The sequence below is a fragment of the Corallococcus llansteffanensis genome, assembly GCF_003612055.1.
Lineage (GTDB): Bacteria > Myxococcota > Myxococcia > Myxococcales > Myxococcaceae > Corallococcus > Corallococcus llansteffanensis.
On sequence record NZ_RAWB01000144.1, the window covers coordinates 1 to 18,593 of the forward strand.

General features: G+C 68.5%; 15 protein-coding genes and 1 pseudogene. 10 read left to right on the forward strand and 6 right to left on the reverse strand.

Annotation, left to right across the window (positions count from 1 at the left end; all coding sequences use genetic code 11):
* From D7V93_RS44945 to D7V93_RS15775, 7 genes are all read left to right on the forward strand, one after another.
* The coding region (locus D7V93_RS44945) for a hypothetical protein (RefSeq protein WP_208723037.1) at positions 1-872 on the forward strand (872 nt) is incomplete at its 5' end.
* Positions 873-888: 16 nt separating this feature from the next.
* On the forward strand, positions 889-2,733 hold the full coding sequence (locus tag D7V93_RS15750; RefSeq protein WP_120644203.1) for a translocation/assembly module TamB domain-containing protein: 1,845 nt from the start codon (positions 889-891) through the stop codon (positions 2,731-2,733).
* A 7-nt stretch (positions 2,734-2,740) separates the two neighbouring features.
* On the forward strand, positions 2,741-4,576 hold the full coding sequence (locus D7V93_RS15755) for a hypothetical protein (protein WP_120644204.1): 1,836 nt from the start codon (positions 2,741-2,743) through the stop codon (positions 4,574-4,576).
* Positions 4,577-4,583: 7 nt separating this feature from the next.
* Positions 4,584-5,675 (forward strand): pentapeptide repeat-containing protein, encoded by a 1,092-nt coding sequence (locus D7V93_RS15760; RefSeq protein WP_120644205.1) that lies wholly within the window; start codon positions 4,584-4,586, stop codon positions 5,673-5,675.
* Between the two features lie 37 nt (positions 5,676-5,712).
* Positions 5,713-6,114, forward strand: a complete 402-nt coding sequence (locus D7V93_RS15765; protein ID WP_120644206.1) for a hypothetical protein — start codon at positions 5,713-5,715, stop codon at positions 6,112-6,114.
* A gap of 2 nt (positions 6,115-6,116) precedes the next feature.
* Complete coding sequence (locus D7V93_RS15770) at positions 6,117-6,500, forward strand: hypothetical protein (RefSeq protein WP_158623756.1); 384 nt, start codon at positions 6,117-6,119, stop codon at positions 6,498-6,500.
* Positions 6,497-6,889: a hypothetical protein gene (locus D7V93_RS15775; protein WP_120609453.1), complete on the forward strand. Its 393-nt coding sequence runs from the start codon at positions 6,497-6,499 to the stop codon at positions 6,887-6,889. The genes D7V93_RS15770 and D7V93_RS15775 overlap by 4 nt, the downstream gene beginning before the upstream one ends.
* A 109-nt stretch (positions 6,890-6,998) precedes the next feature.
* On the opposite strand, the gene D7V93_RS15780 is transcribed toward D7V93_RS15775, so the two are convergent.
* Positions 6,999-7,463 (reverse strand): hypothetical protein, encoded by a 465-nt coding sequence (locus D7V93_RS15780; protein WP_120644208.1) that lies wholly within the window; start codon positions 7,461-7,463, stop codon positions 6,999-7,001.
* A gap of 139 nt (positions 7,464-7,602) precedes the next feature.
* Entirely contained in the window at positions 7,603-9,915 is a 2,313-nt protein-coding gene (locus tag D7V93_RS15785) for an ATP-binding protein (RefSeq protein WP_372338319.1), read from the reverse strand.
* Between D7V93_RS15785 and D7V93_RS15790 the strand changes: the two genes are divergently transcribed.
* Positions 9,894-11,591: an eCIS core domain-containing protein gene (locus D7V93_RS15790; RefSeq protein WP_158623757.1), complete on the forward strand. Its 1,698-nt coding sequence runs from the start codon at positions 9,894-9,896 to the stop codon at positions 11,589-11,591. The two genes, D7V93_RS15785 and D7V93_RS15790, sit on opposite strands and share 22 nt — an antisense overlap.
* Before the next feature lie 19 nt (positions 11,592-11,610).
* Here D7V93_RS15790 and D7V93_RS15795 read toward each other — a convergent pair whose 3' ends face one another.
* The 3 genes from D7V93_RS15795 to D7V93_RS46630 form a co-directional block, all read right to left on the reverse strand.
* On the reverse strand, positions 11,611-13,287 hold the full coding sequence (locus tag D7V93_RS15795; RefSeq protein ID WP_120644211.1) for a phospholipase D-like domain-containing protein: 1,677 nt from the start codon (positions 13,285-13,287) through the stop codon (positions 11,611-11,613).
* Between the two features lie 173 nt (positions 13,288-13,460).
* Positions 13,461-15,350 (reverse strand): eCIS core domain-containing protein, encoded by a 1,890-nt coding sequence (locus D7V93_RS15800; RefSeq protein ID WP_120644212.1) that lies wholly within the window; start codon positions 15,348-15,350, stop codon positions 13,461-13,463.
* An 81-nt stretch (positions 15,351-15,431) separates the two neighbouring features.
* Positions 15,432-16,178 carry a LamG domain-containing protein gene (locus tag D7V93_RS46630; protein WP_244237334.1) on the reverse strand — a complete coding sequence of 249 codons (747 nt, stop codon included), beginning with the start codon at positions 16,176-16,178 and terminating at the stop codon, positions 15,432-15,434.
* 89 nt (positions 16,179-16,267) lie between these two features.
* Here D7V93_RS46630 and D7V93_RS44950 point away from each other — a divergent pair, with 89 nt between their 5' ends.
* Positions 16,268-16,441, forward strand: coding sequence for a hypothetical protein (locus tag D7V93_RS44950; protein WP_158623759.1), 174 nt, complete (start codon positions 16,268-16,270; stop codon positions 16,439-16,441).
* Between the two features lie 62 nt (positions 16,442-16,503).
* On the opposite strand, the pseudogene D7V93_RS15815 reads toward D7V93_RS44950, so the two are convergent.
* Positions 16,504-17,980: pseudogene (locus D7V93_RS15815) on the reverse strand (FAD-dependent monooxygenase).
* On the opposite strand from D7V93_RS15815, the gene D7V93_RS47685 reads away from it, so the two are divergent.
* Positions 17,954-18,593 (forward strand): transposase (locus D7V93_RS47685; protein ID WP_208723038.1); only part of this gene is annotated, 640 nt, incomplete at its 3' end. The pseudogene D7V93_RS15815 and the gene D7V93_RS47685 sit on opposite strands and share 27 nt — an antisense overlap.

An 18,593-nucleotide genomic window follows, 5' to 3' on the forward strand; every position in this document is an offset into this window, starting at 1 on the left:
GGGTGGGCGTCGACGCGCCCCAGGCCCGGCTGGACATCGCGGGAGCTCTCCGGATGGACGCGGGGCAGGCGCTTCTCTTCGAGGGTCCGGGCACGCTGCGCGCCGAGGACGGCACGAGCAGCCTCTCCTTCCAGGACGCGCCGCCCCGGATGGAGCTGGTGGCCCTGGAGACCGAGAGCGCCGACTCCGGGAGGATCCAGCTCCAGGCGGGCACGGGCATGCCCCCGGTGATGCTGTACCCCAACGGACACGCGACCATCACAGGCGCCCAGGACGTTCCCCAGGCGCGGCTCTCCGTGCTCGGGCGCGTGCGTGCGCTCCAGGGAGGCTTCCGGTTCTCGGACGGAAAGGTGCAGCCCACCGCGGCCCGCTCCACCACGGTCCGGGTCGGAATGATCATCGACTGGTGGTTGCCCAAGGGGGTGGTGCTGCTCCTGCCCGCGGCGTTCGCCATCTGTGACGGCCACGTGATCAACGACCCGGGCTCGCCCCTGAACGGGGTGCGGCTGCCGGATCTCCGGGGCCTCTTCGTCCGGGGCACGGGGGACTACATGAGCATCGGGCAGCGCGGGGGGGCGCAGAGCCATTCGCACCTGCTCACGCAGGTGCCCCAGCACACCCATGGCGTGGCCCACAACCACGGGTGGTTCCGGGGAACGTCGAGCAACACACTGGGCGAGCCCTACTCCGACGCCACCGACGACAAGCTCACCAGCTTCGACCACCAGCACGCCGTCGAGATCCGGGTCGATGAGACGGACACAACCACCTCCCACGAGAACTCGGGCATCGTGAGCCCCCCGGCCGTGACGCAGACCACCGCGAACCTTCCGTCCTACTTCGGGCTCGTGAAGATCATGCGCATCCGGTGAGGAACGAGGGCACGCCATGACGACGAAGCTGGAGAAGCCCCGCTACTTTCCGGGGGAGTTCCTGGCGGCGGGTGACTACTCGGCCGAACAGGACTACCTGGCGCGCCTGCGCCACACGCACGACGGGGTGCTGCACACGTGGGGCATCGCCACCGGCCTCGCCGTCTCGCTCAGCGCGAACCAGCTCCGGGTGACGGTGTCCCCCGGAATCGCCGTCGATCCTTCGGGCCAGCTCGTGAGCCTCACGGAGCCTCGGGACGCGGACCTCCCCGTGCCTTTCGTCGCCAGCCGACTCGTCCTCACCCGGACCGAGGAGGTCATCCCCCCGTTGCAACCCGATGGACTGCCGCGCCTGCGCGAGTCCGCGGAGCTGTCATGGGAGCCCCTGGGAGCCCCCGACCCGGAGCCGCGGCTGGTGCTCGCGAGCGTGTCGGCGGGGCCGACCCTGGACTTCACCCTGCGCCGCCATGCGGGCCTGGAAGTCGGCGCGCTGCGGTTCGTCAGCCCACGGCTCGCGCGCACGCGGGAGCCGTCGCTGCTGGGCTGGTCGGCGGCGGAGGACCATGGGGTGCGGATCAGCGCGAACGAGCTGCGCATCCAGCCCCTGCAAGCGCCACGGGAAGCCACGGTGTCGCTCCAGGGCGGCATGCTCGGCATCGGCACGACGCTCCCGACCAGCCCGCTCGACATCCGCGAACCCAACGCGCCGCTCGTGGGCCCCGGGCTCCTGTCCAGCGACGGAACGCTCGTCACCGGCACGGATCCGACGCTCGGAAGGCTGCTGGCGGTGGGCGACCGGATCCTCACCCGGGACCGTCAGGGGCAACAGGTCCAGAGCGCCATCGCCGCCGTCCTTCCGGATGGGCGCGTGGTCACCGCGTCCCCCCTGGAAGCCCAGGACGCGCTCTGGCAGTTCCGCCGCGAGTCCATTGCCCGGTTCGCTTCGCCTGACGGTCGTGCGCTCCTGACGTGCGACGCGACGGCCCAGGTCCGGATTGGCAGGGACCTGTCGGGAACGCCCGCGCGGCTCGCGGTCTCCGGAGGGGATGTCCTGCTGCGCGAGGGCGCGGTGGAGTTCCAGGCGGACGGCCGGATCCAGGATCTCACCGGAGCCCAGGAGATCCGCTTCAATCAACGCGAGGGCTTCCTGGGACTTCGCACCGCGGGCGACCTCCACCTGCGCGCCAGCACGGCCCTGTCTCCCCTGCCCTTCGGCCTTTTCCTCGCGGCGAGCGGCAACGTGGGACTCGGCACGGACGCACCGGGGGATGCGCTCGTCGTCGAAGGCGCCCTGCGCTCCGTCGGCGACGAGGCGCGGGGGATCACGGGTGGCTTCGTGTTCCCCGACGGCACGGTGCAGGAGACCGCGGAGATCGCCCTCCCCATTGGGGGCATCATCGACTGGTGGCGGCCCAACGCCCAGGTGCAGATCCCCGACGAATACCGGATCTGCGACGGCAGCACCGTCGACGACGAGGACAGCCCCTTCTACGGCAAGCAGCTTCCATCCCTCACCTCGCGCTTCATCCGGGGCGTCGGCTCGGTGAACGACGTGGGGCCTGGCGGCAGCGACACCCACGTGCACGTCTACACGGTGCCCGCGCACAACCATCCGTTCCAGCACACCCACCCCGACTACGCCGGGCTGAGTGGACAGGCGAACGGCAACGACGGCCCCGCCGACCGGCTCGCGAGCCAGTTCTGCGACCGGGGCCACGTCCACAACTTCCGGGCGCAGATCTTCTCGTCCGCCACGACGAACACCCGGGACAACGGCGACGCGGGGACCCAGGCCCCTTCCGGGCCGGCCTCCCTGCTTCCGCCCTTCTACGGGCTGCTGAAGCTCATCCGGATCAAGTGAGGACACGATGAGTCCCGGGAACCAGAGACCGCTGTTCCTGCCGGGAGCGCTCCTCCAGGCGGAGGACCTGTCGCTCCAGCAGGAATACCAGCTCGCGCAGGACCGGACGGCGAACCAGGGCCTTCACACCTGGGGCATCACGGAAGGACTGGAGCTGCGCGCGTCCGGCACGAACCTCGTCTCCGTGAACGCGGGCATGGCGCTCGATTCGCTCGGTCGCCAGTTGGTGCTGTCCGCGCCCGTCACCGTGGACCTCCAGGCCCTCGCCGAATCGGAGCTCTACATCACCGTGCGCTACGACGAGGCTCCGGTATCACAGGTCGGAGACGCCCAGGGGACCTGGTTCCTGCGGACCCGCGTCGCCCCGCGCGTCCGCGCGCTCGCGGCCCCTCCCGATGACGCCTCGGTGGAGCTCGTCCTCGGGAGCGTGACGCTGTCGGTGTACCGGGAGGTCGTCGCCATCGACGTCGACGCGCGTCGCTACAGCAGCCTCGTCGTGGGCACGCTGGCCTTCACGAACCCCACGACCAGCCCCGCGCGGCTCTGGGCGGGCCCCGAGGCGGGAGCGCTCCACGTGGAGGCACCGAAGATCAACCTCCTGGGTTCCGCCGCCATCCAGGGCGCCCTGGGCGTGGGCGTGGGGATCCCCACGGCCGGGCTCGATGTCGTCGGCGCCGGTCAGTCGGTGGGCCGGGGAAGCCTCGTGCTCACCGAAGCGCCCTCGGCCGGCCGGGGTCTCCAGGGCGGCCGGCTCACGGCGTACGGCAACGGGACCGCGTTCTCCACGGAGCTGCGCGTGGGCGACGTGCTCCGGGCCGGGGCCGTGCAGGCCATCATCGAGGAGATCCACGGCGCGAACGTGCTCACCCTGGGACGGCTGGGTGACGACGCCGCGCCCGGCGGAGAAACGCCCTTTCAAATCCAGACGCGGCTGCTCGCGCGCATCGCCCAGGGCAATGGCCAACCGGTGCTCGCGGTCACCGCGGAGGGGCGCGTGGGCATCGGCACCGAGACACCCGAGGCGTCCGTGCACGTCGCCCACGGTGACGTGCGGCTCGACGGAGGCACGGCCGTCCGCTTCCTGGGAGGCGGCCAGATCTGGAGCGGCGATCCCTCCGCCCACGCCATCACCTTCCTGCCCACGGGTGGGCTGACGCTGCGGGACACAGGCGACCTGCTGCTCACGGCGGGGGCCCCGGACGCGACGCATGCGCCAACGCTGACCGTCTCCGGTGGAAGGGGCTTCGTCGGCATCGGTACGCGGGTCCCGGTCGACGCGCTCACCGTCAACGGCATCATCGATGCGACGGGCGGCCTCATCTTCCCCGACGGCTCGGAGCAGACGGTGGCGGTGGTGCCCATCCCCATCGGCACCATCGTGGACGCGTGGCGGCCCCCTGACTCCTCGCAAGTCATCCTCGAGGGCTTCCAGATCTGCGACGGCAGCACGGTGACCCATCCGGACAGTCCGCTGGTGGGCCAGCGGCTGCCCGACCTGCGCGACCTGTTCGTGCGCTCGGTGTCGAGCTACGAGGAGATTGGAACCACCGGCGGGGAGGAGGAGCACACGCACGACGTGGTGCTCCAGGTCCACACACACTCCATCCACCACCAGCACGACATCCAGGCCCAGTTCGACCCCACGCCCCAGAACTCGGGCACCATCCTGTCCCAGAAGAAGCTGGCGCTGGCGGAGCACATCCACAAGCTGGACAACGCGCTGACGCTCCCGCCCACCCCCACGGAGTCCTCGGAATACGTCGGAGGCGAAGCGGTGCAGACGCAGAAGGCCAGCGCCGTGCCTCCGTTCATGTCGCTGCTCAAGCTGATGCGCATCATCTGAGGCCCCCATGCTGAACGTGTGCATCGTCGCGGACGAAGCGGAGCCCCTGGCCAGCGAGGCCGCGCTGCGCCTGCGCGCCGAGGGCCATGACTACCAGCGGGTGGATCCGCGCCATGTGAGCGGACTCGCGCTCGCCACCGCCATCGATCAGTCCCAGGCGGTGCTCGTCGTCCGTCCCCGGCAGAACGAGTCCTTCCTCGCCACGGGGCTGGCGCTCGGCAGGAACAAGCCCCTGCTGGTGCTGGACGGAGGCACCACCATCGCGCCGGGCCCGGGCGTGCAGCAGCTCTCCAGCCTGGAGGACATGGCCAACGCCCTGCGCGTGCTCCCGGAAGCCTCCGCCTTCGTCCACGCGGATCACTTTCGGGCCCAGGGCGCGTGCGACGAGGCCGTGAGCTGGTTCTCCAGTTGCTACCCAGAGGGCGGCAACACCCGGGACTGGACGCAGGAGGAGCAGGTCCGCGCCCTCAGGAAAGGGGGAGCGCCCTGGCTCCTGCTCGCGCAGAAGCGGCACCTGGCGCGCATCTGGCCCATGGACGGCGTGGATCTGCGCAAGGCCGACCTGCGCCATGCGGACTTCCGGCGGCTCGTCTTCACGGGCGCGTGGCTGGAGGACGCGGACCTGAGCCACGCGGATCTGCTCGGCACGGGCCTGCGCGGTGCGCACCTGGCCCGCGCGCGCCTGGACCAGTCCCGCCTGAAGGACGCGGACCTCTGGGACGCCGACCTGACGGAGGCCTCCCTCGTGGGCGCACGGCTGATCCAGGCACGGATGGTCCGCAGCCGGCTTTGCCGCGCCAACCTGACGGAAGCGGACCTGAGCCATGCGGATCTGACCGACGCCGACCTCCAGGGCGCCATGCTGCGCGGAGCCAACCTGACAGGTACGAAGGCCAACGGCGCGAACCTGGAGGGCTGCGACCTGTCCAGCGCCCACCTCATGCGGGCGAACCTGCGCGGCGCGCGACTGGCGGGGGCCCGGCTCACGGGTTCGAACCTGCACCAGGCCGACCTCACCGGCGCGGACCTGCGGGACACGGAGTTTTCGGGCGCCTATCTCGTCAACACCATGGGAGTGGTGGGAACGCGGCGGGAGTAGGCTAGCATTCGCCGGACGGAGTCTGGCCGAGGACGGAATGCCCATCGCGTATCGCAGCGTCCGCGTGGTGCTGCAGAACAGCACGGATGACGTGATGACCGTGGAGGGCACGGAGGTGCTCCTGGGCGCGTGGAGCTCCGGCCTCGGTCTGAAGAATGGCGACACGCTCGAGCGGCAGAGCGCGCGCGCCTTCGCCACGGAGTCCGTCGTGCTCCAGCGGGGAACCCAGGCCTACGCGCGGCTGGGGTCGCAGAACGGCTACCTGAACGTCCAGTGGCACCTGCCCTGGATTGGCGACTTCACCTGTGACGTGACGTTCGCCTCCCCCCTCCGCCATGTCGCCATCCGCGTGAATGACGACGAGCCGGCCTCCATCGCGGTGCTGGTCACCGTGACGCAGGATCGCGTGGCCTCCAGCGCTGTTCCTCCAGGGAGCTGACCGTGCAGATGGTCTTGAGGAGCATGGACGTCGTGCTCCAGAACAACACCAATGAGCTGCTCACGCTCGAAAGCGCGGAGGTGATGCGCGGCGAGTGGGGCCCGCCCGCCGCGCCGCGCCGCGGCGACGTGGTGGAGAAGCAGAGTTCAGCGAAGTGGCTGAACCAGTCCACGGTGGATGGCGTGGGCGTCATGGGCTTCCTGCGCCTGGGCTGCACCAAGGGCTACATCGACATCTCCTGGAACATGCCCTACTTCGACGTGGGCCAGCGGACTCAAGAGGTCAAGGTCCCCCCGCCCCTCGACTACCTCATCGACTTCAACACCGAGAACTTCGACCAGGTCGTGATGATGGTCACCCTGGTACGAAGAAGGAACGAGCCATGACGGTCTACCGAAGTGTCAAGGTGGTCTTCCAGAACAGCACGAACCAGGTGCTCACCGTGCAGGGTGTGGCCACCCTGAAAGGGCAATGGACGGACAAGCTGGCGCCGAAGCAGGGGGACGAAGTCCCGCCGCAGTCCGCGGTGACGTGGATGAGCGAGTCGACGGTGATTGGTTCGGGAACCAGCGCCTTCGTGCGGATGGGATCGGTCCACGGCTACATCCGGTTGTCATGGACCCTGCCGTGGGTGGGCCGGTTCGACTTCACGCCGGAGGGTATTCCGGACGGGTGCCGCAAGGACGTGAACATCGACGACCGGCAGCCCGACGCCGTCGTGGTGTCCATCACCCTGCACGACCCCCGCCGCGGCAACAACGACCGCGACGACTGACGCGAACGGGGAGCCTGCGCACCGGCGCTTCCCCGCGTCCTGGAAACACAACGGCCGCCCGGTGTGAACCGGGCGGCCGCTGGCAGGGACGACAGCGCCCCGCGAAGGACTACTTGTCCTTCTTGTGGGCAGCCAGGATGCCGGCGATGCCACCCGCGCCGCGCAGCGCCAGGGCCTGCGTGTGGGCGATGGTCTGGGCCGGCAGCAGCTCCACCTGGAAGATGGTGTGGTTGGGGTCCGACGTCTGGAGCTGACCGACGCTGGTGCGGATCTTGTCGTTGCCCGTCGCGTTGACCGTGCTGGTGCCGAACTGATCGTTGCGGAAGTCGATCGCGACGGGAACGGTTCCGAAACCGCTCAGGTGCACGGTGGCGCCCGCGGTCGCGGCGGGGTTGTCCGTGGACACGCCCCAGAGCGCGCCGGCGTACTGCTCGATGGGCTCGCCCACCGTGGCCTGCTCCCCGTCGATCCATCCCGTGTCGACGCCGGTGATGGTCGCGGTGCGCACGTTCAGCGTGGCCTGCGTGTTGTTGATGACGGAAACCTCGATGCTTCGATAGCCTGCGTCTGCCATGATGTTGTCCCCTTGCGGCCGTGAAGCTCCGGATGCGAGCGTCCGGCATGAGACCCAGGGACATGGAGTGTGTCAACCATTGAAGGCTTTCGTCACGCCCCCCTGACAAGGTGATGCGACGTCAGGGGTTGCCCTCGGATCAGCGCTCCGGGGACTCGGTGAGCAGTTCGGCGTACTCCTGGAAGTCACCCGGCAGGAAGGCCCGGCCCAGCTTCCCGTACTCGCGCCGCGCGGCGGAGAGCAGCGCCCGCATGTCGATGGACGTCCCCCGGTCCACCGCCTGGAACGCCGCGTCGAGGACGACATTGCGCAGGCTGCCACCGGAAAGCTCGAGCTTCTCTGCCAGGTAGTGCCAGTCCACACCGCCATCGACGGGCGCCGCACGGGGCACGAACTTGTCAAGAAGCTGTCGGCGGCGACCCACGTCTGGAAACGGGAAGTCGATGATGAACGACAGCCTTCGCGCGAACGCCGCGTCCAGGTTGTCGCGCATGTTGCTGGCCAGCAGGGTGATGCCCTCGTGCTGCTCCATCCGTTGCAGCAGGTAGCCGGTCTCCAGGTTCGCGTACCGATCGTGAGAGCCCTTCACCTCGGTGCGCTTGGCGAAGAGCGCATCGGCCTCATCGAAGAAGAGGATGGCGTTCGAGCGCGCGGCCTCGTCGAACACCTGGCCCAGGCTCTTCTCCGTCTCACCGATGTACTTGCTCACGACCGAAGCGAGATCCACCGCGAAGAGGGGCAGGCCCAGCGCCCCGGCGATGATGCGCGCGGCCATCGTCTTGCCGGTGCCGGGAGGACCGCTGAACAGCGCATGCGTCCCGCCACCGTAGAGCACCTTCTCACCGAAGCCCCACTGCTCCAGGACGTGGCGGCGCTGCTGCCGGTGGACGCAGAGCAGCCGCAGTTGCCGGACCGACGACTCCGGCAGCACGAGATCCTCCCAGGTGGAGCCAGGCTCGATCCGCCGCGCGAGCTGTCCCAGGCGGTGCTCCGTCTGCGCGAAGGCGCCCGCGACCAGATCCTGCCGGGAGATCCTCCCACCGCCTCGCGGCCGCGTCCGGGCGCGCTCGTGCGCCGCGAGGACGGCGTCGCGCAACTGCATGCCCGTGAGGTTGAAGGCGTCCGCCAGGGCCGCGGGGTCCAGGTCCGGATCCACGGGCACGGCGAGCGCGCCCAGCGTCTGCGTGAGCGCCTGCGCCCGCTCCTCCGGACCGGGCAGGCCCAGCTCGACTTCGAGGCTCCGGAGCGCCTCGGGGAGCGTGCGGCGTCTGCCCGCGGACAGCGGCTTTTCGAGCAGCAGGTACACGAACGGCAGCTCACCGAGCACTTCCGCGAAGACGCGGCGCGCCCCGGCTGGCGCGTCCTCCGCGAAGCACCGGTCCGCGCCCCGAAGCACCAGGGCGCCACGCTCCAGGGCCAGCGTCCGGGTGATGCGACGCGCTCGCCGCTCCGGTGGGGTGGTCCCCTCCAGCAGCCGGCCTGCTTCCAGGGAGAAGAGCTGGAGCCCCAGCGTCCCGGTCGCCGCCGCCAGCCACGGCAGGGCCTCGCCCACCGCGGGGCCATGCACCTCGACGGCGAAGCGGAAGCCCTGGGGGACGCCCTCCTTCAGGCGCTCGCACAAGGTGCCGAGCGCGCGCACCGCGGCCGAGCCCAGCCGGTAGTCCTCCGGCACCTCCGGAGCAACGAGTGCGAGTCCCTCCGCGAACGGGCCCGGGTGATCCGACGCCATGATGAAGTGCAGGATCTCCAGGTCGATGAAGAAGGGCCGGAGGTACAGGTCGCTGGAGACCGTGTCCCGGACGCCTTCCATCGCGAGCAGCTCCCAGCGCAGCAGGGGCGCCTCCGGGTGGAAGGCCTCGATGAGGTCGCCCGCATCGCCGAGCACCGGGGCGAGCAACGTCCTCGCGGAATCGACGGTGGGATAGGTCCGGCGGGGATCTCCCAGCAGGCTCGCGTAGGTTTCGCCGAAGCTTGGATCCAGGAGCGGCGCGAGCGCGAGCAGGAGGAGATCCAGGTCCAGACGCGACAGGTGGAACGTCCGCGCGAGCTGGACGAGAGGCAGGCGAAGTCCCGCCGAGTCCGCGGCGTCCACCTGCTGGCGGATGGCGTCCTGGAGCGCCGTGAGGTCCAGCGGCCCACGCTCCGCCTCCCCTGAGTCCTCCGCCGTCGCGCGGCGCACGATGGCGCGCAACCGCGCCAGCTCCGCGTCCAGGTGGGCGCGGGCAGGGCCAGGCGCGGAGGGCATTTCGTCGAGCCGCGGACTGGCTTCGGGCGCATTCATGGATGGGGACTCCTGGAGGGGCGACCGTCGAGGTAACAGGACGCGGGCGAACGCGTCAACGCGGTGTCCCCAACGGAGCACCGTGCTCGCGCGTGATAGCGTCAGGCGCTGGAGTGGTGACGGCAGCGAGGTGGACGATGGGCGCGAAGATGGCGAAGACCCCCGTGCCATCCGGGCCGAGCCTGTCCGAGCGACGGGGCGAGCCCTTGTCGGAGCCCGTGCGCACCCGCATGGAGGATGCCTTCGGGGCCGACTTCCGGTCCGTCCGGATCGACCAGAGCCGTGATGCGCTGCCCTTCGACGCGCAGGCGTACACCCGAGGCGACACCATCCGCTTCGCGCGGGGCCACTATGATCCTTCCAGCACTCGCGGCCTGGAGCTGATCGGCCACGAGCTCGCGCACGTGGTGCGTCAGCGCCAGGACCGCGTGGGGGGCGGCTTCTCGCTGGGCGGGGCGAAGGTGAACGCGGACGCGGGGCTGGAGCGCGAAGCGGACGCCCTGGGGCGCGCGGCGGTCAGCGGCCGGTCCGTCTCCGTCGGGCACGTCCCGGATGCGGCGTCTTCCCAGGCCAGCGCCGACGTCATCCAGATGAAGAGCCCCCACATCGTCGGCACCCCGAACTCCACGTCCGTCAAGCACCCCATCTCCGTCCTCAACGACAACCTCAAGACGCAGTTGGGCGACTACCCCTACCCCATCCAGAACGGAGCGCAGGTCCGGCCCAGCGAGTTCATCAAGAGCTCGAAGAAGATCTACGACGCCGTGGACCGGCCCAACTCCATCCACGTGGTGGTGGAGGGGACGCGCCGCACGCCGAGTTCACGCCAGGCCGCGGCGCCGCAGACGGAGATCGGCAACATCGGTGAGCACGAGCGGGCGATGTTCGACCGCCCCATCACCGCCAAGTTCAACTATGCGGGCGGCCACCTGGTGAGCGACAAGATCCTGGGCCAGGACAGCTACCGCGCGGACAACCTGGCGCCGCAGCTTCGTGACTTCAATTCGCCGGCCTGGCGCGTGATGGAAATCATGGCGGAGAAGGGACCCTACGACACCGTCAACAAGCGCTTCGACACCAGCGTGCCCATCGACATGAAGGTGGCCGTCGAGTACGCCGACCAGGACTACACGGTGAAGGTCGCGGACCTGGCGGCCTGGAGCGTGATTCCGTCCACGGTGACGCAGACGGACGGTGGCGCCAAGACGATGACGATTCCCCGGCGCGTGCCCCACGTCTGGAAGGCAGAGCTGGCGGTCGACAGCACGAAATTTCCGAACCACGTCCTGAAGGAGGACGCCGTCCCGCCGGTGCCCTTGAAGCACTTCGTCGGCGTGGACACCGCCGTCCTGGATCCCACCGCGAATCCCGCGTTGAAGTCCCAACCCGAAGAGGGATTCGTCTTCGGCCAATCGAGCGCGACCAGCTTTGGCAAAGGGTTCCGGGTCGGTGGAAAGGCCACGGAAAAGGTGGTCGCGGTCCAGGCCTATCCGCAGGACAAGGCCTCCCAGCCCACGGTGGGAGGGGGCTCGGTGATCAAACCCAGCGCGCCCCCCGTCAATCCGACGTTCCTGAGCCTGCCCATTGACATCTCGGACTTCTGGATTCCCCCAAAGGCAAGCGCCGGCAAGAAACGGTCGCGGGAGGACGCCTTCGACGAGCTGGAAAGCAAAACAGACAAGCGCTTCCGCCAGACGTTCGAGAGTGCCGTGCAATACTATACCGTGCCGAAAACCCGCGCGGAGTTCGGCACGTTCCTGAGGTCGAAGCGGGTGGCGAAGCGGAAGAAGGACGCCCAGATCGCCAAGCAGCTCCAGATCGACACCAACATCCTGAACCTCACCTGACGTGCCGCCGCACCCGCGCTCAGAACCAGCTGTAGTCCAGTGGGAAGGGCAGCTTCTCCTTCACCTTCTCGGAGCCCGCCCCCAGCTCGCCCGGACTCCGGGGGATGAGCCGCACCTGATTGTGCGCGCTCCGCGCATCGTCGCGGAGCGCCGCGGGCACCTCCTTGATGGAGTGCACGTTGTAATGCGGAAAGAGCTTCCGTTTCACTTCGATCGCGAACTCGTCGCTCTGGATGTGGAGGCTCATCTCCCCGTCGTACTGCATGCTGCGATGGCCGAAGTTCGCGCTGCCCACGATGACGTGTCGCGAGTCGATGAGCATCAGCTTCGAGTGCACATAGATCTTCGTGCTGTCCGCGTACTGGTCGCTGTCCGCCGGGAAGCGCACCGGGCAGTAGAACTGAACGCGGGGCGTGGTGCCCTCCGCCAGGTCCAGTCCATCAATCGCCTCCAGCGCCACCGCCACCGGCTTGCTCACGGTCTTCTGGCCCTTGAGTTCGGGAGGGCGCATCTGGAGCCTCGTGCCCTCCATCCAGCCCTTCGGCTTCTTCGCGTCGAGGACCTTGTAATACACCCCTTGCTCGTTGTTCACCGGGTCCGTGACGTCGTGGATCCGCAGGCTGAGCAGGGCTTCGTCCAGCTTGCCCTTGGTCCCGCCCTTCTCCTTGAAGCTCGCCAGCAACATCCGGGTGTACGCGATGCGTGACAACTGGGTGTTCGCCTGCGTCGGATCACAGATGGGATCCGGGATCACCACGCAGACCTGGAATTGCTTCTGCGTCTTCAGCTTCCGGCAGATCTCCGTGATGATCTCTGGCTCAAAGAACTGGTAGTTCTCCGCATAGACATACGCGTTGGCACCCTGGAGGAGCGTCTTGATTTCATCCCGGATGCTGTGTTCGGTGCTCGTGGCGGAGACACCCGTCGTCAGCACGGAGATCCGCAGCCCGCCGTCCTGGGGCTGATCCGTGGCGAGCGCCCGGACGGCGCCCCGGACCTTGTATGGCGGCGTCTCCCAGAGTTGGAACGACACCTGCCGCATCCACCGACGCAGCCATTCCTCCTCGATGTGACACGTCACCGGCCCTTCCACCAACACCGCCGTGTCATGGAGGGTGTGCCCGTGCTTCGTGATGGGGTGTTGGCCGTGGTGGTAGGCCGTGTCCCAGTACTCCTCCTCCATGTTGAAGCCGCCCACCAGCGCCTTGAGCCGTCCTCCGACGGAGAAGAGGGCCATCTTCTGGTGCAGCCCCAGGCCCACGCCCCCCAGCGCCGGGTGACTCTCCAGGTAGACGAGGATCTTCTTCTTGTAGCCGCCCAGGGCCTTCTCCACCGCCTGGTTCCCGCGGGCCACCTTCTTCGCGAAGTTCTCGTCGCCGCCGGCGTTGGCCGACAGGGCGTCCGGATCCCACAGGATGATCTCCACGTGGATGCCCAGGTCCGCCAACTGCTTCAGCGCCACCTCCAGCGTGAAGTCGGGCGTGTCCTTGCTCAGGGGCAGGTGCGGCTCCATGGCCCAGTAGGCCAGCCGCACGTAGGTGTTCGCGGGCACGGGAGCCTGCTGCTGCGACAACGAAACGGTCCCGTCGGAGACACTGCGCCGCACCTCGTCCAGACACGCGACGAAGGCAGCGAAGAAGTCCTCCCCATCCATGAGGAACGTCGCGCCGTTGTTGTCACTGGTCCGCTTACTCATGGGCGGAGACTACAAGAGCGACCGGGATTTTCGACCACACTGTAGCGTCGCCGGACTCAAGCCCCAGACTCCGTAGCGAAGCGACGATGCGCCGGTGCGGGCCAGCACCCCTGCACTGAGTGGATGCGAAACCGCGCGCGCCGGGAGACACCGGCGCGGGTGCTCCAGTCGAGTCAGAGAGGAGCGAACTGGGTGTCCTTCGCGTCGCGCAGGAGCTCTCGGATGAGAACCTGCACCTCAAGTGGCAGCGGAGCTCTCGGATCATCTCGTCTAGGAATGTAGCTCATATCCTCCAGTGCATTGGGCGGGGCCACCCCCGACAGGTTCTGCTGGGTCAGCTCCCGCAGGAACATCTCCCGGTTCTTCCCGATCGACCAGTCGAAGTGCTGCTGTCCGGCTGCCGCGGTGTGTTGCAGACCTTGCCTCTCGTGGGGTCGTGAAGCGTTGCCCCGACGCAAGTTGTAGAAGTCAGGCACTCGGACTCTGTGCTGCTCGAAGCCGGGGATGCGCTGGTAGAGATTGATCAGGTTCGGGGCGCCTCCCCGCCTCTGCCGCGGGATGGTGGCAAGGTCTATCCGGAGCTTCTGTGTGTCCGCGTTGGTTGGATCCGCGAATCCTCGGGCCTCGTTCGAGAGCAGCGGCGTGGGCGAACTGGCGATGCTCACGCCTCGCTGACGATCCGAGGATCCGAACTCCTGGTGAACGAAGACCATGTCGTTCTCGCTCAGCAGGGCGTCCGGATCGATGGTCCCCGGAAATGATCCGAGCTGCACCTGATCATAGCCAGTTGCTGTCATGACATTGGCATATCCGGCCTTGGAAATGAACCTGCCCCTCAGCGTGTCATTGCGCCGGAGAATGCCCACCTGATCTCCATCCTTGACGGAATAGGCGTAACGGCGCGTGGGCACGCCCCGGTCGTCGAGGACGTATTCTTTGCCGGCTTGAGCGCCATGCTTGGAGAAGAGCGTCCGACGCAAGGGTGCCTCAGTCGTGGCTCGCGGCTTGGGGTAGAAGGCAGACGCTCCGCCCTGCAGTGTGTAGATGTGCCTGCCTTTGTAACGGATGAGCGTCTCGTGGTTTTTGGCGACACCCGAGAACGTCAGATCCTGGGCCAGTTCGGGATTGAGCTGGAGGTACTCCTGCAGTTTCTGGGGCGTGATGTTCGTCGCGAGCAGGTCGCGGACGTAGGTCCCGGTATCCCCGAAACGATCTTGCAGGAACTCGGATCCGCCTTGCAATTTGCTCAATTGCGGTCTCGTGAGCGTCCCGTCGAAAGATGCGCGCTCTTCGTAGATCCCTGCCGCGAGCTCTACCTTCTGAGCCCTGCGCGCCGTCTTCAGCTCGGCCAATGCCGCTTGCAGTTGAGTGACGACCCCCTGGTAGGCCTGGGGAACCCTCTTGACCGGGCGGTGTCCGTAGATCCGCTTCTCCAGAACCAAAGGGCCCTCGGTCCGCTGCGTCTCCCGGGCCTCCTTCTTCTGTTGCTTCCGGGCTTCCTGCTGCCGTTCCTCCTCGATGAGCCGCTGGTGCGCCTCGCGTGCCTTCCTGCGTCGGAGCACCTTCTTCTTGCCGCCCTGCACGGGCCCTGGGGCCAGCGCCCCTCCGTCCACGGGATGGGCCGAGGAGCCCGCGCCCATGAGTGACACGGGCTGCCCCAGCGCGGCGCGCTCACCCATCGCGTCGGCCTCGGATTCCATGCCGGGATGCGAGAGCCGCCCCGGTCCGTACGGCATCCCCTGGCGCTGGCGCACCACGTGCGTCAGCTCATGACCGAGCAGTGCCCGGTCCTCGTGCGTGTCGAAACGGGGCAGGCCCTGGCGGAAGAAGATGTGCTCGCCCCGCGTGGCCGCGTCATCCCCGGTGCGACCCACCCAGGAGCCCGTGTGCAGCCGCACGTGCGAGAAGTCCGTGTGGAAGGAGCGCTCCATGCCGGCGCGAACCTCCCAGGGCAGTGACACCGCAGGACCCGAGGCGCCCTCCCATTCCGGCCGTGCTTCCCGAAGGGGATTCGCCTCCGGGCCCCGTCCGGCCTGGGTGCTCCGCTGGATGTGGGACTTCATCGAGCCATCCTCCAGTTCGCCAGGGAGCCCATGCGCCGATGCAGGCACTCCAGTCTACACCGGCGTTCGAGTAGCGACTGGCTACAGGCGGACCCGCTCCACGTCATCCATGTGGATGAAGCTGGAGCCGTTGTGGGTGGGCGCCTTGCTGTGCAGGCCGAACTCCAGGTAGCCGTTGGCCGGCACGGTGACGGCGGGCGTCTCCACCAGCGTGTAGCCGCTGTAGGTGCCCAGGTCGCTGACGGAGGCCGCGCACGAGCCGCAGGTCTTCACCTGGAAGCGCGCGAAGTCGAACGTGCCGCCCTTGCGGAACCACGCGCGCAGCTTGTACGTGCCCGCCTGGAGGCCCGACTTCGTCTGGTACGTCCAGGCCTCGAAGGGAGAGCCCGACGTCCAGTGCGTCAGGTGGAAGCTGCCCGAGTGTCCGCCGTTGTAGGTCTCGGAGATGGCGGCGGAGCCGGTGCCGTTCGGGCTCCAGGTGTCCCAGCCCGTCAGGCCCTGCTCGAAGCCGGCGTTGGTGAGCCCCAGCGACTGCGCGCCGCCCGGCTGGTACCAGCACACCGACTCAACCTCCATGGTCTTCTTCGCGCCCCACGGCAGGTCGATGGCGTCCGGCGACGGGTGGCCGCACCAGTTGCCGCCTATCGCGAGGTTCAGGATGAGGTGGTGCGGCTGCTGGAACTCCGTCTCGTTGTGGCCGAAGGTCGCCGTGGAGACGAAGTCCTTGTCCAACCGGAACACGATGCTGTTGGCGTACGCATAGTGCGAAGAGAAGGCCAGTTGAGGGTGGCTGCCTCCACTCCTGCCGCAGGCGAACACGTCCAGCAAGAAACTCCTGCGCAGCAACCCCGCCCCATCCAGCCGCGGCGTGCGCTCCTGCGTCGGCTCCTGTCTCGTCGCTGCTAAAGGCAGCTCGCTTGCCTCTTCCGGCTTCGCCTCTGCCTCCGCTTGAGGGAGCGACGTTCTGGACGCTCGGAACCAAGCCGGCGGCCAACGTCGTCGAGGTGCTCACGCCGCTCGAGTTCATCGTCGCGACGAAGAAGACGCAGCAGGCTCGCGTCCCGGGGGAGCCGTCCCAGGCGATGCGCTGACGCGCCAGGAGCAGACTGCCGCCAGGCCGCCGGACGGAGTCCGCTGAGGCAAGCGAAACGCGTTACGTCGCACGCGGCGGCCCGAACCATCGGGTCAGGACCTCACGCAGACCCGAGTCCGTGCCCTCCCCGACCCACGCGACGTGTCCGTCCGGTCGAATCAGCACCGCAACGGGCGCCGTGACCGCGCCGAGCACCGGGAGCTCCCACGCCCCCGTGTAGCGAGCAGCGACCCTCCGAACCCGGTCCGCCCAGGGCGTGATGTCGAGAGTGCCGGGCTCGCCCAGGTCGAGCAGCACCGGCCGCGCGTCGTGCAACAGGTGGAACACGCGCCGGGGGCCGTCGGCGGTGACCAGGTCGAGGTCCGGCATGCGGCGCCCGAGCAGCGGGTGTCCGTTGCCCAGGTCGTAGTGGACGTCCAGCCCCGACATCATCGCCGCGTACTGCTTGCGGGGCCCGTCCATCCGCAGCAACTCCGCCAGCGTCTCGCGCACGGCGTCCATCCGCGCGTCACCACGGCTCAGCGCGGTCTGAGCCATCGTCTTCCGCAGCGCACGGGCCGCGACGGGGTGCCGCTCGGCCTGGTACGTGTAGAGCAGGTTCTCCGGCGAGACGCCGCGCACGACCTGGGCCAGCTTCCACCCCAGGTTCACGGCATCCTGCACGCCAAGGTTGAGCCCCTGTCCGCCCATCGGCGAGTGCACATGGGCCGCGTCGCCGGCCAGGAGCACCCGCAGATTGCGGTAGGACGCCGCCTGCCGCGTCATGTCGGTGAACCTCGAGAGGTACGTGGCGCTGCACAGGCCGTAGTCCGTCCCGTAGAGCGCGACGAGTCCCTCGCGCAGGCCCTCGAGGGTCGGCGCGTCGCCCGTGCCGACCTGCTCCTCTCTGAGCACGACGCCCACGCGTCCGTCCTCCAGCTTGCCCATGGCGTAGGTGCCCTTCTCGTCCCGGCGGATGCCGAACGCTGGCGCTCCGGTCATCTCGACCTCGGCGATGAGGTAGCTGATCGACGCGTCCCACCCCGGGAACTCGATGCCTGCCGCCTTGCGGACGAGGCTGCGGCCCCCGTCGCACCCGACGAGGTACTTCGCCCGCAGCGCACGGCCGTCGGACAGCTCGACGTCGACGCCGGTGTCGTCCTGCGCGAAGCCCGTCACCTCGCACCCACGGTAGAGGGGCACCGCCAGCTCGCCCACCCACTCCGCCAGGATGCGCTCGAAGCGCTCCTGCAAGAGCGCGAGCCCATGGTTGTGACGCGTCGGGAAGTCGCTGAGGTCCAGAGGCGCCTGCCCGAATGAGACGTTCTGGACCGCTTGCCCTTGCGTGACGAAGCGCTCGACGACTCCGCGCTGATCGAGCACCTCCAGGCTGCGCGCGTGCAGGCCGCGCGCGCGAGCCGGCGACCTCCTGACTGGCGCGCCGCTCGACGATGGCCACGTCCACCTGCGCCAACGCCAGCTCCGCCGCCAGCATCAGCCCGGTCGGGCCCCCTCCAGCAATCACCACCGCGTGCTGCGTCACCATGTCCGTGCGCATCTCTCAGCCCTCCTGCTCCTGGCTCGAAACGGGCGATGGTGGAGCACGACCGGGGGGGCTTGCGGCAACACCCGGGGTCTGGCATTTGCTGGCAGTGGAGAGAACGGAGAGGGCTGCCGTGGCGCCTCCAGCGGCCCGTCGCGGACGGAGTCTTCGCCCCCAGAGAGGCGAGCGACGGTCCCGGCTCACCTCCTCTTCCTGCCGCCCTACAGCCCCGACCCCAATCCCATCGAATCCTGCTGGCTGAAGGTAAAGACGCGCCTGCGGGCCATCGGCGCACGAACCCATGCCGCTCTCATCCAGGCCCTGCGCAAGGCGTCGCTCGCGTGCATCGAAATGGATGCCAACAGTCTTGCCGACAAGGAGGCAGCAGTGACGTGGGACTCGTCCTGTGCCGCCCGAGTGCTCCATGCCCCTGACTCCGTCCTGGCACTCCCGAGGTTGTTCGCCATGAGCGAGGCCCTCCAGGTGCAGCGCCAAGGCATCCTAGAGCGCCGATCAGGTTTCCGCCCGAGGAAAGTCGAATACTTGCGCGAGCGATCGACGCGGGCTGTCACCGCGTGCATAGGTCGCCACCTCACGGAGGTGGCGCATGGAACGCTGGAAGCCGGCT